We start from the raw sequence: 16813 nt of genomic DNA on the forward strand, positions 1-16813 counted from the left end.
CCTGCGAAAGACGCCGGGTTAACGTCGAAAGGTGCCGGGCGACCTCTCAGTGGCCGAGGCGGCAGAGGCACTCGGCGTCAGCCCTCAGACCGTTCGGACCCTCCTTCGCAAAGGTGAGCTGCGCGGGCACAAGCGGGAGTGGGGATCGCGCTACGTCTGGGAGGTCAGCCAGGACTCGATCGACGAGTTCGTCGCCACCTTCGGACGCCTCGAAGGCCAGCGCCGCATCACCCGACCTGCTCCCCCACCGCAGCCGGCCGAAGAAGCCGAGCCGCCACCTGGGCCGCACGAGCCCGAACCTGAACAGCCCGACGTGGTCGCCCCGGAGGCGCCGCCTGCGAAACGTCGGCCCTGGTTCCTGCGCCCGCGAGGACGCGCCAGCGTGGTCGTCGTACTCCTCGGCATCCCGCTGCTCATCGCCTTCGTGATCGCCCGCGTCCTGCCCGGCGCACTCTGGTTCGACGAACTGGACCAGCTGGACGTCTTCCGACGCATCATCTCGGCCAAAGCCGACTTCCACTCCCAGGTCTTGGTGGGCGTCGCGGTCTGCGTCGGAGCCAACCTGGCCGTCGCGCTGCGGGGCACCCGGTTCCTCGGCTCTCTCGCCGGCGTCGCCGCCATCGGCGTCATCTCCCTCGTCACCGGCAACCTCTTCGCGTCTGCCACCGACGGCCAGTGGACGTCGTACCTCCTGTGGCGCCACCACCAGTCCTTCGGCACCGTCGACCCGCTCTACGGCAAGGACGTCGGCTTCTACGTCTTCTCGCTCCCCTTCCACCTCGAGGTCTGCACGCTGCTGCTGTGGTTGGTCGCCGTCACCACGGTGTACGTCGTCCCGGCCAGCAGGGCGCGCGGCGCGCTGCGGCTCAAGCCGTTCCGGATCGACTTCGCGGCCCAGGTGCACCTCGCGGTGCTGGCCGCGGTCCTCCTGCTCGTGCTGTCCTGGCGGCTGCGCCTGGAGCGCTACCTGCTCGTCCTCGACCAGCCGAACGGCAGCGAGGGCCACACCTTCGCCGGGGCCGGGTACGTCGACGTCAACGTCAGGTCCCCCGCGCTGGCCGGCCTGTCCGTTCTGGCCCTCCTGCTCGCATGCGGGTGCCTCCTGCTGCCCTTCGCGCTGCGCGGGCGCCGCACGAAGGCGGTGCGCCTCGCGCTGGGGGTCAGCGGCACCGTCCTGGTCACCGTGGTCGCGCTCGTGGTCACGCTCGCCCCTCCCCTGGTCCAGCGCTACGTCGTGGACCCGAACCCACTGCTCAGCGAACAGACCCTGCTGGCCAACTCGATGGCAGCGACCCGCGCCGGCCTCGGCCTCGACGCGATCGACCCCCAGCCCTACCAGCCCGCCAGCGCCTTCACCGCCGCCGACTTCCCCGCAGCCCGCAAACGCCTGGCCAACGTCCCGGCCTGGGACACCTACATCCTCGAGGCGCGCATGCGGCAGCTCGTCACCGAGCCGCCGTACTTCAGCCCTCAGGAGCCGGTGATCGACGTGGTGCCGAGGGGGGTGGTCTCGACAAGCTCGACCACCGAGGAGGGCACGACCACCGAGGGCGGCGGCGATCTGGTGACGAACGTGAGTGCGAGAGAGCTCGACCTCAACCAGGTGCCGGGCGAAGGCGGCTCGTGGATCAACGACCGGGTGGCCTACACCCACGGTCTCGGGCTGGTCCGCTTCTCCAGCACCGCGATCGGACGCAACCGCGAGCCCCGGCTGCTGGACTCCGGCCTCGGCGAACGCGGCCTCGGGCTGAGCGAACCACGCATCTACTTCGGCGACCTCCCACCCGACGAGTCCGAGGCAGCCGCCGGCGACGAGCAGCTCCGGGTGTTGACGCCCACCCTGGACGCGAACATCGCCCAGTCCCGCTGGGTGCTGGCCAACACCCGCCGCCCCGAGGTTGACCTCCCCGCCACCCCTGGCAAGCCGCGGGCGCCGTACCACTACCAAGGCACCGGCGGCATCCAGCTGTCCGACTGGGTACGCCGTGCCGTCTTCGCACTCGCCCTCGGCAGCCGGGAGATCCTGCTCTCCGACGACATCACCCCCGACTCCCGGCTGCTGCTGCACCGCGACGTCCACGACCGGCTCCGCACCCTGGCCCCGTTCATCCAGTGGGACTCCGAAGCGGTGCCGCTCACCGCGAACGGCCGGGTCGTCTACGTCGTGGACGGCTACACCACCAGCGACCGCTACCCCTACGGCCAGCAGGTCGCGCTCGGCGGCGCGCAGGTCTCCTATGCGCGGGCCTCGGTGCTCGCCACCGTCGACGCCTTCACCGGCGACGTGCGGCTCCACGTCACCGAGGACGAGCCGATCATCCGGGCCTGGCAGGAGATCTTCCCCTCCCTGTTCCGGCCCCTGTCCGAGCTGCCGGCCGAGCTGCGGGGTCGCCTCCGCTACCCCGCCGACCTGTTCGCGGCCCAGGCGACCGCCTACGAACGGTTCCACACCACCAGTCCCGACCAGTTCGTCAGTGGAGCCGACGACTGGGCGCGGCCCCTCGCGCTGTCGGGACCCATCGAGGTCGCCGGTGACGTGGACTTCGACGAGGACGACGAGGACGACCTGCGCCTGACCCTGCCGCCGGTCTACATCTACGCTCCGCCCCCCGGAGAGGCCGACCCGCGCATCGTGCTGGCGACGTACTACACCCCGACCCGCGGCCAGAACCTCGTCGGCACCCTCAGCGGCTGGATCGACGACGACGGCCGGGCCCGCCTCGGCGGCCTCAGCCTTCCGCGGGACCCGATCACCCTCGGCCCCGCCCAGATGAGCCGGCTGGTCTTCGCCACGCCACGGGTGCGCAACCTGCTGGGGCTGCGCAACCTAGAGATCAGGGACCTCGACAAGTCCTCCATCGACTCGGTCCTGCTCGGCCGACCACGGCTGCTCTTCTTCAACGGCGGCCTCGTCCAGGTCCAGAACCTCTACGAGGGCTCACGCGGACCCGGAGCCGCCCGCCTGCTCGGCATCACCGCTTTCGTCAACGGCCGGGCAGGGCTGGGCCCGGACGTGGAGAGCGCCGTGCGCCAGGCCCTCAACGAGCCGCCACGGGTCCGGGTCCTGCAACCGCGCAGCCCGCCCGTCGTCGGAAAGCCGGTGCGGCTCGCCTTCCAGGTGCGCAACGCGCACCGTGAGGTCGTGACCATCACGACGGCGACCGGGAAGACGCGCACCACGCTCGAGGTCGCCAACGGCCGGGGCACGCTCCGGTGGGTGCCGAGCACGCCCGGTCCCGTCCGGCTGCGGGTCGCCGTGGCCGGCCTGGACGGCACCCAGGTCTCGCACTCGGTGGGATTCCGGGTGCTCGGCCCCGCACCCCGGGTGCGGTTCGTCGACCCCGCGAAACAAGGTGTCGTGGGGCGGCCGGTGCGGGTCGACTTCGCCGTACGCAACGCGGTCGACGCGACCGCGACCATCTCGACCCGCGCCGGCATCGTCCTCACCCGGCGCTACGAGCTGGCCGACGGCCCGGGCGTGGTGGTGTGGACCCCCGATGCCTCCGGACCCGCGGTGCTCACGATCCGGGTGCGCGGCACCCAGGACCAGGTCACCACCAAGCGCCTGGTGATCCAGGTTGAGCCCGTGGACTCGGTCACCCCGCCGACGGTCGCCCTGGTCCGGGTCCCGCCCACCTTCACCGAGGGCGAGCCCGCCTCCTTCGCCTTCCAGGCAGACGGTTGCCAGAGCGCCCTGGCCCGGATCCGCGGTCCCGGAGAGGAGGTCCGGGTCTGGCGGTTCCCCTGCCCCGCGGCCCCGGGCCGGTTCAGCTGGACCCCCACCGCCGCCGGACCGATCGTGCTCACCATCCTCGCCCGCGGGCAAGAGACGTCGAGTCAGACCTCGATCCCCCTGATCGTCGAGGAGCCGTGATGGCGGGAGCCGAGCCGCGCTCGGTCAAGGGATCCTCCTGGCGACGCCAGCTCGTCGCGGCCGCATCCTGTGCGGCCGCCGGGCTCGTGGTCCACGCATTCAGTGCCCTGCTGCCGGCCCCGGTGGCGATGCTCGGACTCGGCGTCGGCCTGCTCGGGGCGGCCTTCATGCTGGCCTGGGCCGCCGACGCTGGCGAGGCGGTCTTCTCCGGCGGCCTGGTCCTCGCTGTCATCGCCGTGGTCACGGTGCTGCCGGAGTTCATCATCGAGATCCGCTTCGCCTTCATCCAGGCCGCCGAGCTGGTCACTGCCAACCTCACCGGGGCCACCCGGCTGCTGCTCGCCGGTGCTGCCACCCTGCCCCTGGTCATCTCCCTGATCGCCCGCTCCCAGGGCCTGGAGATCGCGCCACTGCGACTGGCTGCCAACCGGCGCCTCGAGCTCGGGATCCTGCTGCTCACCTCGATCTTCGCCATCCAGCTCGCGGTCCGCGGGAACGTGTCCGTCTTCGACTCGCTGATCCTGCTGGGGCTGTACGTCGCCTACGCACGCCGCGTCCAGGGCACCCACGGCGAGAAGCCGGCCGTGGTGGGGGTGGGCGCCGGGCTGCTCACCCTGCCACCGCGCTACCAGCGCGCGGGGATCGTGTCGATGATCGTGCTGGCAGGCATCGTGGTGGTCATCGTCGCGAACCCGTTCGCCGACGCCCTGCTCGCCACCGGCGCCTCGATCGGCATCGACCCCTACCTGCTCATCCAGTCGGTGGTGCCGGTCGCGACCGAGGCGCCCGAGTTCGTCGTGGTCGCCGTCCTGGTCGCCAACCATCGCCCGGCTCAAGGGCTGGCGCTGTTCCTGGCCTCGTCGGTCAGCCAGTGGACGCTGGGGCTGGGCGCACTCCCACTCGCCTACCTCGCCGGCGGAGGCGGGGTGATGATGCCGCTGGCACCCCGCGAGCAGCTCGAGCTCGCGTTCACGATCGCGATGACCCTGTTCGTCGTCGCGGCCCTGTGCACCCTCGAGCCCGCGCGGGTCGACGCACTTCTGGTCGCGGGGGTCTTCGCAGCCCAACTGCTCTACCCCACGGCCCTGGTGCGACTCGCCTCCGCGTTCGTGCTGCTCGTCTTCGCCCTCGACCTGCTGGTGGCGCGCCGACGATCCCTCCCCCCGCTGCTGAGGGCGGCGTGGGGGCGACGCTGACCCGCGCAGCGGTCCGGGTTCCGCTAGCCTGAACGGGTGGCTGACACGCGGTCCACGCTCCGCGCGGGAGTCGTCGAGATGGCGCTGGCGTTCGTCACCGGCGCAGGCTGGTTCGCGCTCTCGACCGTCCTGCTGGTCAACCCGCTGCCGGAGTCACCTGTCGTCACCACCGCGGTGATCGCCGTCGACGTCCTGGTCGTGCTGGCGATCTCGCGCTACTGGGACATCCCCTTCGCCGTCACCGTCGGCGTGGCCAGTGTGGTGGCGCTGGACTGGTACTCCATCCCCCCGACCCACGACTCCGCGATTCCCGATGCGCGCAACCTTGTGGCGCTGTCGGCGTACCTCCTGATGGCCTCGCTGCTCGGGGAGCTCGCGGTGCGGGCCCGGCGCCGCGCGGTGCTGACCGAAAGGGCCCGCAGCGCGCTCGCCGGCGAGCAGGCCGCCCTGCGACGGGTGGCCACCCTGGTGGCCCGCGAAACGCCTCCCGAGGCCGTCTTCGCCGCTGTGACCCAGGAGGTCGGCAGACTGCTGGACGCCGACCTCGCCACCATGGTGCGCTACGAGGCCGACGGCGGCGCCACCGTGGTCGCGGCATGGAGTGAGTCCGGCGAGGTCATCCCCGTCGGCACGCAGCTGCAGCTCGCCGGGGAGAACGTGGCCGCCGAGGTACGCCGCACCGCCAGGCCAGCCCGGATGGACAGCTTCGAGACCGCCTCGGGTGCGATGGCAGCCACCCTGAGAGAACTGGGGGTGCGCTCGAGCGCGGGCAGCCCGATCGTCGTCGCCGGGGCCGTATGGGGCGCCATGATCGCCGCGTCCCGGCGCGGCACCCCGCCAGCGGGCACCGAGGGTCGACTCAGCGAGTTCACCGAACTCACCGCCACCGCGGTGGCCAACGCACAGAGCAGGACCGAGCTCACCGCATCGAGGCTCCGGATCGTCGCGGCCGCCGACGAGGCGCGCCGCCACATCGAGCGCGACCTGCACGACGGCGTGCAGCAGCGCCTGGTGTCGCTGGCCCTCGGTTTCCGGATGGTCTCCGACATGGCCGACGACGGCACCGATCTCGGCCCGCAGCTCGCCGAGCTCGCCGAGGGTCTGGTCGGTGCCGTGGACGACCTGCGTGAGGTCTCCCACGGCATACACCCCGCGATCCTCTCCGAGGGTGGCCTGGGACCGGCGCTGGCCACCCTCGCTCGGCGCTCCGCCGTACCCGTCGAGCTCACGGTCGACGGCGATCGCAGACGCTTCCCCGAGCCGGTCGAGGTGGGCGTCTACTACGTCGTGTCCGAGGCCCTCACCAACGTCGCCAAGCACGCGAAGGCAACGGTCGTCCAGGTGAGCCTCGACACCGACGGCTCCACCCTCACCCTCGCCGTCCGCGACGACGGGGTCGGTGGCGCCGACCAGGGCGCGGGCACCGGCCTGGTGGGACTGACCGACCGGGTCAGCGCGCTGGGCGGCCGGATGGAGATCCGCAGCCCGGTCGGCAGCGGCACCGAGCTCACGGTCGCCGTCCCCCTGGAGCTGGACGGCTCAGCTCCCGGCGCCGGCGACGACGGCCCGGACCGCGTCGCCTGACAGGCGCTCCTTGGCGATGAAGCCGGCCACCGCACTCGCGGCGATGAGGTCGGCGAACTCCTCTTCGGCATGGGTCGACATCAACACCACCGACGGTGCCGGCACCAGGCCACACCCGGCCACGCGTCTGGCGACGTCGAAGCCGCTCTCCCCGACGAGGTGGAGATCGATCAGGACGACCTGAGGCCTCAGTGCCTCGACCTGAGCGGCGGCCTCCGCCCCCGTCGAGGCGAGGGCGACCACCTCGAGCCCGTCACGGACCAACAGCCGACGAGCCACCTCGAGGAAGGGGCGGCTGTCGTCGACGATCACGATGGTCATGGTCACGACCCCAGCCTGACCGATGGACCGAGCCGACGCATTGCTGCTAGCAGGAATACGGACCCGCGCCAGCAGACGACCGGCGCCCCGGACCCCCTTGACCGTGGTCCCGACCGGGATCACACCCGCCCACAGCGGGCCACCGACCGGCAGCACGAGGGTGACCAGCATGCTGAGCGGCCCCGACGGAAGGCCGTTGAGCACGCTCAGCAGCGTCGCCAGCTCCGAGAACAGGAGGTCGAGCAGGTGGATCCGACCCACAGGAAGCAGGTTGAGCAAGTTGCCCAGGTCGTGCAGCAACTGCCCGGCTGCCTGGCTGGTGAGCTGTTCGACCGACACCTTCATCGAGGCCAGGCCCAGGCCCGCGGCACTCAGGTTGCGCTCCTGAACACGGGCTGCCACCCAGCCCCGGGGGTACGTCGTCGCTGTCGTTGCCATGAGCCTGGTCCTCGCGCTGTGAGCTGGGTTGATCGGACCGTTTCAGCATGTCGACGCGCGGCCGGATCCACTTCGCGGCCAGCACCCAACCGCACTTCCCGTGAGCGGGCGCGGCGTACTACCTGCTGGCAGGGGGGTCGGCTTGAACCGTCGTCACCCGTGCCGGGCGCGGGAGGAGGCTCAGCGGGCCTGAAGGTAGGTGATCACCGCGAGCACCCGGCGGTGGTCGGCGCCGGTCTCCTGCAGGTCGAGCTTCTGCAGGATGCTCTTCACATGCTTCTCCACGGTGCCCTCGGTCACCCAGAGATGGGTCCCGATGCCGGCGTTCGAACGGCCCTCGGCCATGAGCTCCAGCACCTCGAGCTCGCGCGGGCTCAGGACCGACAGCGGGTCGTCGCGGCGGTTCGCGGAGACCAGTTCCTGCACCAGGGCGGGATCCACGACCGAGCCACCCCGCGCGATCCGGCGCACCGTGTCGACGAAGTCCTCGACGTCGACGACCCGACTCTTCAACAGGTAGCCGATGCCGCGCCCTCCGGCCAGCAGCGTCATCGCGTGCTCGACCTCGACATGGGCGGAGAGCACCAGCACACCCATGTCCGGGAACTCCTCCCGGATCAGCGCGGCTGCCTCCAGCCCCTCGACAGTCTGGGTCGGAGGCATCCGGATGTCGACCAGGGCCAGGTCCGGCGCCAGCTCGCGCACGAGCGCCATCAGCGCCTCGGAGTCACCGGCCTGCCCGACCACGTCGAACCCCGAACGGCCCAGCAGACTCACGATGCCGGCGCGCAGCAGCACGTCGTCGTCTGCGACCACGACGCGGACAGGTTGCTCCCCACCAGCGTCCGTGCCGGCCGCCCCCGGCTGCTGTGCCATGGGTCCGAGTATGGACCACCCGGCCCCCGTTACGTCCTACCTGCTGGCAGGTAGTCGGATTGGCGGCTGGCTGCGAAGCGGCGAGGGTCCTTGACGCCGAGAGTGGAGGTACACAACAGACCCTCGACACAGGAGCTCACGATGACCACTCACTCCCACCCCGCCGGGCGCCTCGCCACCGCCCTCCTGGCCCCCGTCCTGGCCCTGGGGCTCGTCGGCGCCTCGACGTCCACGGCGTCGGCCGCGGACTCCACCCCGATCACGCGGGCGAACACGTCCCTGGCGACCGCGAAGGCGGAGTTCCAGGCCCACCACCCGGGTCGCGCCGTAGCCGCGCTACGACGGCTCCGGGTCCAGGTCGGTCAGGCCCACGTCGCGGCCGCCTCCCTGATCGGCAAACCACCGACCGATCCCGAGAGCGACGACCTGCCCGGGCCGCCCGCCGTCCTTGCCGTGCTCGCCCTCGAGCACCGGGTGACGATGGGCGTCGTGCCGTTGCACGACGGGCGGGTGGGCGCGGGCGTCGTGGACGAGCTGCGCCGGGTGCTGGTGTCCACGCACCACCGACGCGATGCCATCCTCGCCAGGATCATCGCGCTACCCCCGGAGGGCGACGGCGCGGACTACGCCGACGGGATGGCCGACCGCCTGGGCCAGTTCCCCGCCGAGGTCACCCTGCTCACCAACGGGCTCTCGACGTACCACCTCACCGCGGCGGCGCGGACCGGGCTCACCAACGGGCTCGCCCGGGTGCAGGCGACCCAGGCCACCGTGGAGGCCGCGTACGGCGGCGGCGAGCGCCGACTGCCGCACTGATCGGCGGGTGCCAGACGGAAGTCGGATCGCGTTCTCAGTCGTAGAACGTCGACCGATTGAGGACCGATCGCTTCCACAGCAGGTCGCGGTCGGCCCGGGCCAGTCCTGCGGCGTCGGCAGCATCGGACCACTGGTTCTCGATCGTGGAGACGACGCGGTCGACGATCAGCCTGGCAGCGTCCCGTGACATTCCGTAGTCGGCCGCGGCGGCCACGCACGTCGAGAACTGGCTGGCTCGACTTCCATCGCGGCCGATTGCCATCGCCTGGGCCGAGGTGTCGGTCGAACGAGGCTGCGGGGTGAGGTCGAAGGCGGGGGTCAACTCGAGGTTCGCACCGTCCCAGAACGCGGCGTGGTTTCGGGCGTGGTCGTCGTTGTTGCCGATCGCGATGTTGAAGACCACTCGCTCGAAGAGCGTGCGGCCGACGTCCTGCGGGGAACTGCCCAGCTCACGGAGGACGTCGAGCAGGTCGGGGTAGGACCCGTAGCGTGCGCCGAGGAGCGCGTCGAACCCCAACAAGGTGAGGCCGGAGACGATGTGACGCCGCTGCCGGCCGGGCAGGCGGTCGAACCGGTTGATCACGAGAACGTCCCGGCCCAACGACTGGAGGACCTCGGCGTCCGGCACGTCCAGGCCACAGCGGCGGGCAAGTTCGATCCCGACCGCCTCGGCGGGGATCCAAGGATGCACGTCGGAGGACCTGGACAACTTGGCGATGCACTCGGCGCCTGAGTCATCGCTGACCAGCACCTTCGGGTGGGCGCCGCCGATCGCGGTCCCGTTCATCAGGGCATCGCCGAGAGCCGGGGCAAGCGGCTCGCCGGCGAGCACTTTCTCGGCCGCGTCGTACAGTTCATCCAGCGTGGTGCTGTGCACCCTCGGGTGGTAGACCTCTGGGCTCCGCTGGAAGTCGAGGGCGCCGAGCCGGTTCGATCCCGACTCAAGCATGTAGGTCTCGACGCTGAGCTCGGCGTCCCCGGCACCGAGACGGTTGCCGATCACGCGTTCGCCCCATGAGTCAGGGGTCGCGTCCTTGAGGCAGGCTGCGACCGTCAACCCGGCGCGCGGCTCCTGAGCACCCCGCCGCAACGGCAGCTCAGGTGTGTAGAGACTGATCGCGTCCCCTCTCTCGAGATAGGACCGCGCGTAGGTGAAGTCCAGACGATCGGCGCCGACCCGGTCCACGGCTCCCGCCACCACTGGAGCAGAATCCCCCGGCAGCCACGTCCAGACGAAGACACGGCCGCCGCTCGGGCCAGACGTCTCAGAAGTCATCGCCCAGCTCTGCCTGCTTGCGCGTCTTGTCCACCCGCGTGGGCAGCAATGCCAAGCGGTCTCGCCCTTCGCGACGCAGGCGCAAGAGTTCGACGCGGTCCTCGGCGCCGAAAAGGGGAACCCCGAGAATGTCGGCAGCATTGAACGCGTGCCCGAGCGAGACGCTCGGCTCCCCCGCCTCGATCGCGGCGACTGTGCGCCGGTCCACCCCGATCCGTTCAGCCAACTCGGTCGCGGTCCACTTGCGGGCAACTCGTGCTGTCTTGATCTGCTGACCGAGTACGGCGGCAGCATCGGCAGCCCCGGGGCGCGAAGACACACGAATCCTGGCCATGGATACTCCTTACTTTGTACTTAGAATATCATTAGGTACAAAGTAATGCACTTCTTGTTGCCCGCACGCTCGCAAGCGCCAGTTCCGAGCCGGGGTCTTCCGGCTACGCGGCTGGCCCTTGGTTCGGCCGCGCCGACGCCGCACCGTCCTGGATGCGGTCGCCCCAGCGCGCACCTTGCTCGTAGGCCAACGGATAGATCGCTCGCGCGCGCTCGGCGTCGAACAGGGCCAGCGGCCGGACGCCCACGAGGCTGGCCATCGCCCGGTCGGGGCGGATCATGTGGATGTGGGACTCGGGATGACGCTCCCGCCAGCTGGCCAGCTCGCGCTCCAGCAGCGCACCGGCGATCCGACCCATCGGACCCATCACCCTCCCGGCGACCGGCGCCACCACGATGACACGGGAGGCCACCTCGGCAGCATCGACCGAGGTCGCCGACCACATGCCGCCGTCGAGGTAGAGCCGACCGTCGACGCGGTGGGGCGGGAACAAGCCAGGGACAGCCGACGATGCGGCCACCAGGTCCGCCAGCGGATGCGAGGCGCCGTCGAGGATGTGGCGACGCCCCGAGCGCATACTCACCGCCGAGACGGACACCAACGGGTGGGTCGACTCCCCGAAGACCTGCCGGGCGATGTCAGCCAGCAGCCCCGATTGCCGGGTCGGCACCCGCGGCACCGGAAGGGACCCGAGGTCGTCGTAGGTCACGCCCAGCGCGAACGCCGACGCCGTCCAAGACCCTGCCGAGGTGCCCAACGCCGGCGCACCAGCCACCGGGATCCCCGAGGTGACCAGACCCGCAGCCACCCCTGCCGTGTAGGCGATGCCGACGACCCCGCCGCCGCCGTACACCATGGCGAGCGGCAGCCGACCCTGGTCTGCGATGGGGATCACCCCACCGCTTGTCGGGGCTCGGGTGCACCGTGTCCGTTGGCCTGTCCGGCGGGGGCCGGCTTGGCGACTGAGGCCTCTGCCGCCGCGAGAGCGTTCGCTGCCACGGCGGTCTCGCGGGCGAGGAAGGTCCCGAGCTCGCCGATGGTGCTCATGAGCGGTGCCGGGAACACCACGGTCGAGTTCTTGTCGACCGCGATCTCCACCAGGCTCTGCAGGTTGCGCAGCTGCAGTGCGAGGGGGTGCGCCATCATCACGTCAGAGGCCTGCCCGAGCGCCTCGGCGGCCAGGGACTCGCCCTCGGCGTTGATGATCTTGGCGCGCTTCTCGCGCTCGGCCTCGGCCTGCTTGGCCATCGCCCGCTTCATCGACTCCGGCAACTGGATGTCCTTGAGCTCCACGAGGGTCACCTCCACACCCCAGTTCAGCGTGGTCAGGTCCAGGATCGTGCGGATGTCGCCGTTGATCCGGTCGGTCTCGGCCAACGTCTCGTCGAGCGTGTGCTGGCCGACCACCTTGCGCAGCGTGGTCTGGGCGATCTGGTCGATCGCCTGACGAACGTTCTCGATCGCCACCACCGACTTGGTCGCGTCGACCACTCGGAAGTAGGCCACCGCGGACACGTCGACGCTGACGTTGTCGCGCGTGATGATCCCTTGCGACTGGATCGGCATCGTGACCACCCGGAGGGACACCCTGTGCATGACGTCGGCAACGGGGATGAGCACCCGCAGGCCCGGCTCCCTCTCCCCCACCACCCGGCCGAAGCGCAGCACGACTCCGCGCTCGTACTGACGCACGATCCGTAGCGCCAGCGCGAGGACGACCAGGACAAGTGCGACGAGTACGACGAGCCAGACGACCAGTGACGTGGACATGAGCATGTCTCCCAACTGCGTGAAGGTCCACTTCAGCGTGCGCGCGACCAGCCAGGGAGGACAGGGGCCGTGGGCCCGCCGTCGTGGGGACTGAGTCCCCCCTGCCACCGGACCTTCGCCGCTGACGCACCGGCCTCGGCAGCGCGAGGCTGGAGGTGTGGGCGATGTGGCCGTCGTACGGCGGCAGTTTCGCGCGAATCCGCCCACGAGGAGGATCGAGATGAGCAGCGAACTGAGCACGACGACCGCGGAGGGACTGCGCGAGCGCGCCGTCAAGCGCCTCAAGAAGAAGCACGACTTCCACGTCCACCTGGTGATCTACCTGATGGTCAACGCACTCCTGGTCGCGGTCTGGGCGATGACCAGCACCGGCTTCTTCTGGCCCATCTTCCCGATGGTCGGCTGGGGCGTCGGCGTGGTCGCCAACGCCTGGGACGCCTACGGGCGCGACGTCCCGACCGAGAGCCAGATCCGGCGCGAGATGGAGAAGCTGGACGACCGCTGAGCGTTTGCGGGTCCCGTCGATCGGGTACAGGCCGTTGCGGATCGCGACGACGCGGTCCAACCGCTCGTGGATCGCACCATGATCCCCGGCGGTGTACCCCCAACCAGACGGAGACTCACCATGCTGTGGACCATCCTCATCATCCTGGCCATCATCGCTCTCGCGCTGTTCATCTTCAGCCGCGTCCGGGGCGGACGTAGCCTCTGAGTCACCTGACGCAGGGCGGCCCACCACGTGTGGGCCGCCCTGCCGCTGGGTACTGACCGGCATGACATCACGCACTTCCGCCCGCCTGGTCGCCATCTCGTGAGCACCAACAGCCTGGTCGTCCAAGCGTCCCCCGCAGAGGTGTGGGACGTGCTGGCCGACGGCTGGCTCTACCCGCTCTGGGTCGTGGGCGCCTCCCGGGTCCGCGACGTCGACGAGAGCTGGCCGAGCGTCGGATCGCTCATCCATCACTCGGTCGGTGCCTGGCCGCTCCTGCTCGATGACAACACCGAGGTCGTGGAGTGCAAGCCCGGCAGCATGCTCCGCCTCAGGGCCCGGGGCTGGCCGGTCGGCGAGGCCGAGGTCATCCTGCGCCTCTCACCCGCGGGAGCCGGCACGGAAGTGAGCATCGAGGAGGACGCGGTCTCCGGCCCGGGCCGGCTGGTCCCGGCGCCACTGCGCCACGCGACGCTGAAGTGGCGCAACGTGGAGACCCTCCGGCGACTTGCCTACGTCGCCGAGGGCCGACCCGCCGCCTTGCGATGACCACCTGGGACGCCGTCGTCATCGGGGCCGGCCCCAACGGCCTCGTCGCCGCCAACCACCTGATCGACGCCGGGTGGTCGGTGCTGCTGCTGGAGGCGCAACCTGAGGTCGGTGGCGCCGTACGCAGCGCCGAGGACGTGCACCCGGGGTTCGTGCACGACACCTTCAGCGCCTTCTACCCGCTGGCCCACGCCTCCCCCACGATCCGGTCCTTCCACCTCGAGGACCACGGCCTGACGTGGCGCCACGCGCCCGGCGTACTCGGACACCCGCTGCCTGACGGGGAGTGGGCCCTGCTGCACCGGGACCGCCACATCACCGCGGCCCACATGGACTCCCAGCACCCCGGCGACGGCGAGGCCTGGTTGGACCTCTGCCGAGACTGGGACCACATCGGCGAGCACCTCATCGGCGCACTCCTGTCGCCCTTCCCGCCGGTGCGCTCCGGCCTCTCGGTGCTGTCCCACCTGCGCGGCGTGGGCGGCCTCGACTTCGTCAAGACCCTGCTGACCCCGGCCGCCGAGCTCGGGCGGACCCGCTTCGGCGGGGTCAGCCCGCGGATCCTCATCGCGGGCAACGCCGGCCACGCCGACATCCCTCTCGACGCCCCTGGGTCCGGGCTGATGGGAATGCTGATGTCGATGCTCGGTCAGACCGTCGGCTTCCCGGTCCCCGAAGGTGGGGCCGGGGCACTCACGCGCGCACTGGCCCGTCGCTTCGAGGCGCGCGGCGGCGAGATCCGCTGTTCGACCGAGGTCGTCGGCATCGAGGTGTCCCATCGCCGGGCGAGCGGCGTACGCACCGCGGACGGCAAGCTCCTCACCATCTCGCGCGCCGTGGTCGCCGACGTCGTCGCCCCGAAGTTGTACGGCGGCCTGGTGGCGGCAGCCGACCTGCCCGCGCGTACCACGCAGGCGCTGCGGTCCTTCCAGCTCGACCCGGGGACCGTGAAGGTCGACTGGGCCCTGGACAGCCCGGTGCCCTGGGCCGGCACACCCGACTTCGCACCTGGCACGTTCCACGTCGCAGACTCCGTGGAGGACATGACCGAGGCCCTGGGCCAGGTGTCGGCGCGCGCGATCCCGGCGCACCCCTTCATGCTCGCCGGGCAGATGACGACCACCGACCCCACCCGCTCACCGGCCGGCACCGAGTCGATGTGGGCCTACACCCACGTCCCCCAGCAGGCCGTGCGCGATGCCGGTGAGGGCGGCATCCGCGGGACCTGGGACGGCGACGACTGCGAACGGTTCGCCGACCGCATGCAGGAGCGGATCGAGAAGCTTGCCCCCGGCTTCACCTCCCGCATCCTCACCCGACGGGTGCTGGGGCCGCGCGAGCTCGAGGCCCGGGACGCCAATCTCGTCGGCGGCGCGATCAACGGCGGCACCTCCCAGCTGCACCAGGAACTGTTCTTCCGACCGATCCCCGGTCTCGGTCGGGCCGAGACCCCGATCCGCGGGCTCTACCTGGGGTCGGCCTCAGCCCACCCCGGCGGTGGCGTCCACGGCGCCCCCGGAATGAACGCCGCCCGAGCCGCCCTGGCCCACCACCGCGTGCGCCGGCTCCTGCCGGGTCAGCGCTGAATCGATCCCCTTCACATGGGTACGTCGAACTCCTCCGCCAACGACCGAGAGGTGAGCCATGACCGAGCAACCTGTGGACCCGAACCGCGGCAGCCCTGACCACGACGTCCAGCACCCCGACAGTGCGGACACCGACGGCACCCAGTCGGTCTGACTCCCGGCGGCCGTCGAGCCGCTACTTCTCCAAGAAGGCCAGCAGCGCCGAGTTGAACTCGTCGGCATGGCTGACGTTGCACCCGTGCGGGCCGCCCTCGATGACGACGAGCTCACTGCCCTCGATCGCGGCGTGGGTGCGCCGGCCCGATCCTTCGAACGGCACGGTGCCGTCGCTGTCCCCGTGGATGACGAGCGTCGGCACCGTGATGCTCGCCAGGTCCTCGCGGAAGTCGGTGGTCGCGAACGCCTCCATGCAGCCCACGGCTGCGTCCTGGTCGGACTTCCGACACATCGCCACCGCGTCCTCGCGCTGCTCCTCGGTGACCTTGAGCTCGTCACCGGCGGTGAAGAACGCCGTCGTGAAGTCGTCGAAGAACGCATCGCGGTCTTCCTTGAGGCCAGACTCCAGCTGGTCGGCCGCCTCCTGGGTGAGCGGTCCGTCCGGGTTGTCGTCGCTCTTGAGCAGGAACGGCGGCACCGCGGCCGCGAAGACGACACTATGGATCCGGTCCAGGCCATGGCGTGATGCGTAGCGCGCGACCTCGCCGCCACCCATCGAGAATCCCACCAGCGTGACGTCGCGCAGGTCGAGGTCGCCGAGGATGTTCTCCAGGTCGTCGGACAGTGCGTCGTAGTCGTAGCTGTCCCCCGGATCGGACTTGCCGAAGCCACGGCGGTCGTAGACGACTGTGCGATACCCGGCTTCCTTGAGCGCCGGCACCTGTGCGGACCACGAGTCCCCGGACAGTGGCCACCCGTGGATCAGCACCACCGGCCGGCCGTCTCCACCACCGTCGCGCACGTTGAGGACGTTGTCCTCCTCGGCGGGCTGCTGCGCCGAGTCATCCGACTCGTTCGAATCCGGTGAGTCCACCGGCAGCGGAGCCGTCAACTCGATGTTGATGTCGTCAGGATCCTGGAAGGACAGGATCGCGATGCCGGCGCCGCTGAGATCCGTGACCTCACCGTGCTGGATGCCGGCCTCGCCGAGGTCTTCGACCACTGCCTCGAGCGCCGCACGCGACTCGACGGCGAAGCTGAGGTGGTCGAGTCCGGTCGTGGTCGGGTCGAAGGAGGTCGAACCGCCCGGGCGCAGACCGAACAGGGTGCCCTGCGGGGTCTGATAGACGACGCCGCCATAGAACTGCTGAGGGTCAGTGGCCACGGCATCGTCGTCGGCCTTCGCCGACTCATCGACCGCGGTCGGCCAACCGAAGACCTTGTCGTAGAAAGCCTTGGAGCGTGCGATGTCGGTGACGGTCAGTCGGACGTGTGCGAATCCAGTGCTCGTGACGAGTGCCATGTCAGGGTCGTACCCACTTGCAGCA

At 70.6% G+C, this 16813-nt stretch carries 15 protein-coding genes; 8 read left to right on the top strand and 7 right to left on the bottom strand.

Translation table 11 applies throughout. The features are described from left to right. The first annotated feature begins 31 nt into the window (after window positions 1-31). From AB7I40_RS15670 to AB7I40_RS15680, 3 genes are read left to right on the top strand one after another with little or no spacing between them, the layout of a single operon-like run. A complete protein-coding gene (locus AB7I40_RS15670) occupies window positions 32-3874 on the top strand; it encodes a UPF0182 family protein (RefSeq protein WP_428345763.1) in 3843 nt (1280 codons plus the stop codon). After that, on the top strand, window positions 3874-5070 hold the full coding sequence (locus tag AB7I40_RS15675; RefSeq protein ID WP_428345762.1) for a hypothetical protein: 1197 nt from the start codon (window positions 3874-3876) through the stop codon (window positions 5068-5070). The genes AB7I40_RS15670 and AB7I40_RS15675 overlap by 1 nt, the downstream gene beginning before the upstream one ends. Window positions 5071-5106: 36 nt before the next feature. After that, window positions 5107-6654 carry a DUF4118 domain-containing protein gene (locus AB7I40_RS15680; RefSeq protein WP_428345761.1) on the top strand — a complete coding sequence of 516 codons (1548 nt, stop codon included), beginning with the start codon at window positions 5107-5109 and terminating at the stop codon, window positions 6652-6654. On the opposite strand, the gene AB7I40_RS15685 is transcribed toward AB7I40_RS15680, so the two are convergent. Both AB7I40_RS15685 and AB7I40_RS15690 read right to left on the bottom strand, forming a co-directional pair. Further along, complete coding sequence (locus tag AB7I40_RS15685; protein ID WP_428345760.1) at window positions 6610-7413, bottom strand: response regulator; 804 nt, start codon at window positions 7411-7413, stop codon at window positions 6610-6612. The genes AB7I40_RS15680 and AB7I40_RS15685 overlap by 45 nt on opposite strands. A gap of 180 nt (window positions 7414-7593) precedes the next feature. Further along, window positions 7594-8289, bottom strand: coding sequence for a response regulator (locus AB7I40_RS15690; protein ID WP_428345759.1), 696 nt, complete (start codon window positions 8287-8289; stop codon window positions 7594-7596). 141 nt (window positions 8290-8430) lie between these two features. Between AB7I40_RS15690 and AB7I40_RS15695 the strand changes: the two genes are divergently transcribed. Beyond that, on the top strand, window positions 8431-9105 hold the full coding sequence (locus AB7I40_RS15695; RefSeq protein ID WP_428345758.1) for a hypothetical protein: 675 nt from the start codon (window positions 8431-8433) through the stop codon (window positions 9103-9105). 34 nt (window positions 9106-9139) lie between these two features. On the opposite strand, the gene AB7I40_RS15700 is transcribed toward AB7I40_RS15695, so the two are convergent. The 4 genes from AB7I40_RS15700 to AB7I40_RS15715 form a co-directional block, all read right to left on the bottom strand. After that, window positions 9140-10303 carry a type II toxin-antitoxin system HipA family toxin gene (locus AB7I40_RS15700; RefSeq protein WP_428345757.1) on the bottom strand — a complete coding sequence of 388 codons (1164 nt, stop codon included), beginning with the start codon at window positions 10301-10303 and terminating at the stop codon, window positions 9140-9142. Window positions 10304-10370: 67 nt separating this feature from the next. Beyond that, window positions 10371-10715, bottom strand: a complete 345-nt coding sequence (locus AB7I40_RS15705; RefSeq protein WP_428345756.1) for a helix-turn-helix transcriptional regulator — start codon at window positions 10713-10715, stop codon at window positions 10371-10373. A 103-nt stretch (window positions 10716-10818) separates the two neighbouring features. After that, on the bottom strand, window positions 10819-11610 hold the full coding sequence (locus AB7I40_RS15710; protein WP_428345755.1) for a patatin-like phospholipase family protein: 792 nt from the start codon (window positions 11608-11610) through the stop codon (window positions 10819-10821). Continuing rightward, window positions 11607-12485, bottom strand: coding sequence for a slipin family protein (locus AB7I40_RS15715; protein WP_428345754.1), 879 nt, complete (start codon window positions 12483-12485; stop codon window positions 11607-11609). Before AB7I40_RS15715 ends, AB7I40_RS15710 begins: the two co-directional genes overlap by 4 nt. A gap of 220 nt (window positions 12486-12705) precedes the next feature. Between AB7I40_RS15715 and AB7I40_RS15720 the strand changes: the two genes are divergently transcribed. From AB7I40_RS15720 to AB7I40_RS15735, 4 genes are all read left to right on the top strand, one after another. Continuing rightward, window positions 12706-12990 carry a 2TM domain-containing protein gene (locus AB7I40_RS15720; RefSeq protein ID WP_428345753.1) on the top strand — a complete coding sequence of 95 codons (285 nt, stop codon included), beginning with the start codon at window positions 12706-12708 and terminating at the stop codon, window positions 12988-12990. A gap of 78 nt (window positions 12991-13068) precedes the next feature. Further along, the gene (locus tag AB7I40_RS15725) at window positions 13069-13197 is read left to right on the top strand and encodes a hypothetical protein (RefSeq protein ID WP_428345752.1); all 129 of its coding nucleotides are present in this window, start codon (window positions 13069-13071) and stop codon (window positions 13195-13197) included. A gap of 99 nt (window positions 13198-13296) precedes the next feature. Further along, entirely contained in the window at window positions 13297-13743 is a 447-nt protein-coding gene (locus AB7I40_RS15730) for an SRPBCC family protein (RefSeq protein WP_428345751.1), read from the top strand. Further along, entirely contained in the window at window positions 13740-15329 is a 1590-nt protein-coding gene (locus tag AB7I40_RS15735) for a phytoene desaturase family protein (RefSeq protein WP_428345750.1), read from the top strand. Before AB7I40_RS15730 ends, AB7I40_RS15735 begins: the two co-directional genes overlap by 4 nt. A gap of 175 nt (window positions 15330-15504) precedes the next feature. On the opposite strand, the gene AB7I40_RS15740 is transcribed toward AB7I40_RS15735, so the two are convergent. Next, on the bottom strand, window positions 15505-16788 hold the full coding sequence (locus AB7I40_RS15740) for an alpha/beta fold hydrolase (protein ID WP_428345749.1): 1284 nt from the start codon (window positions 16786-16788) through the stop codon (window positions 15505-15507). Between the last annotated feature and the right edge of the window lie 25 nt (window positions 16789-16813).

The sequence above is a fragment of the Nocardioides sp. genome, from assembly GCF_050246775.1.
GTDB lineage: Bacteria > Actinomycetota > Actinomycetes > Propionibacteriales > Nocardioidaceae > Nocardioides.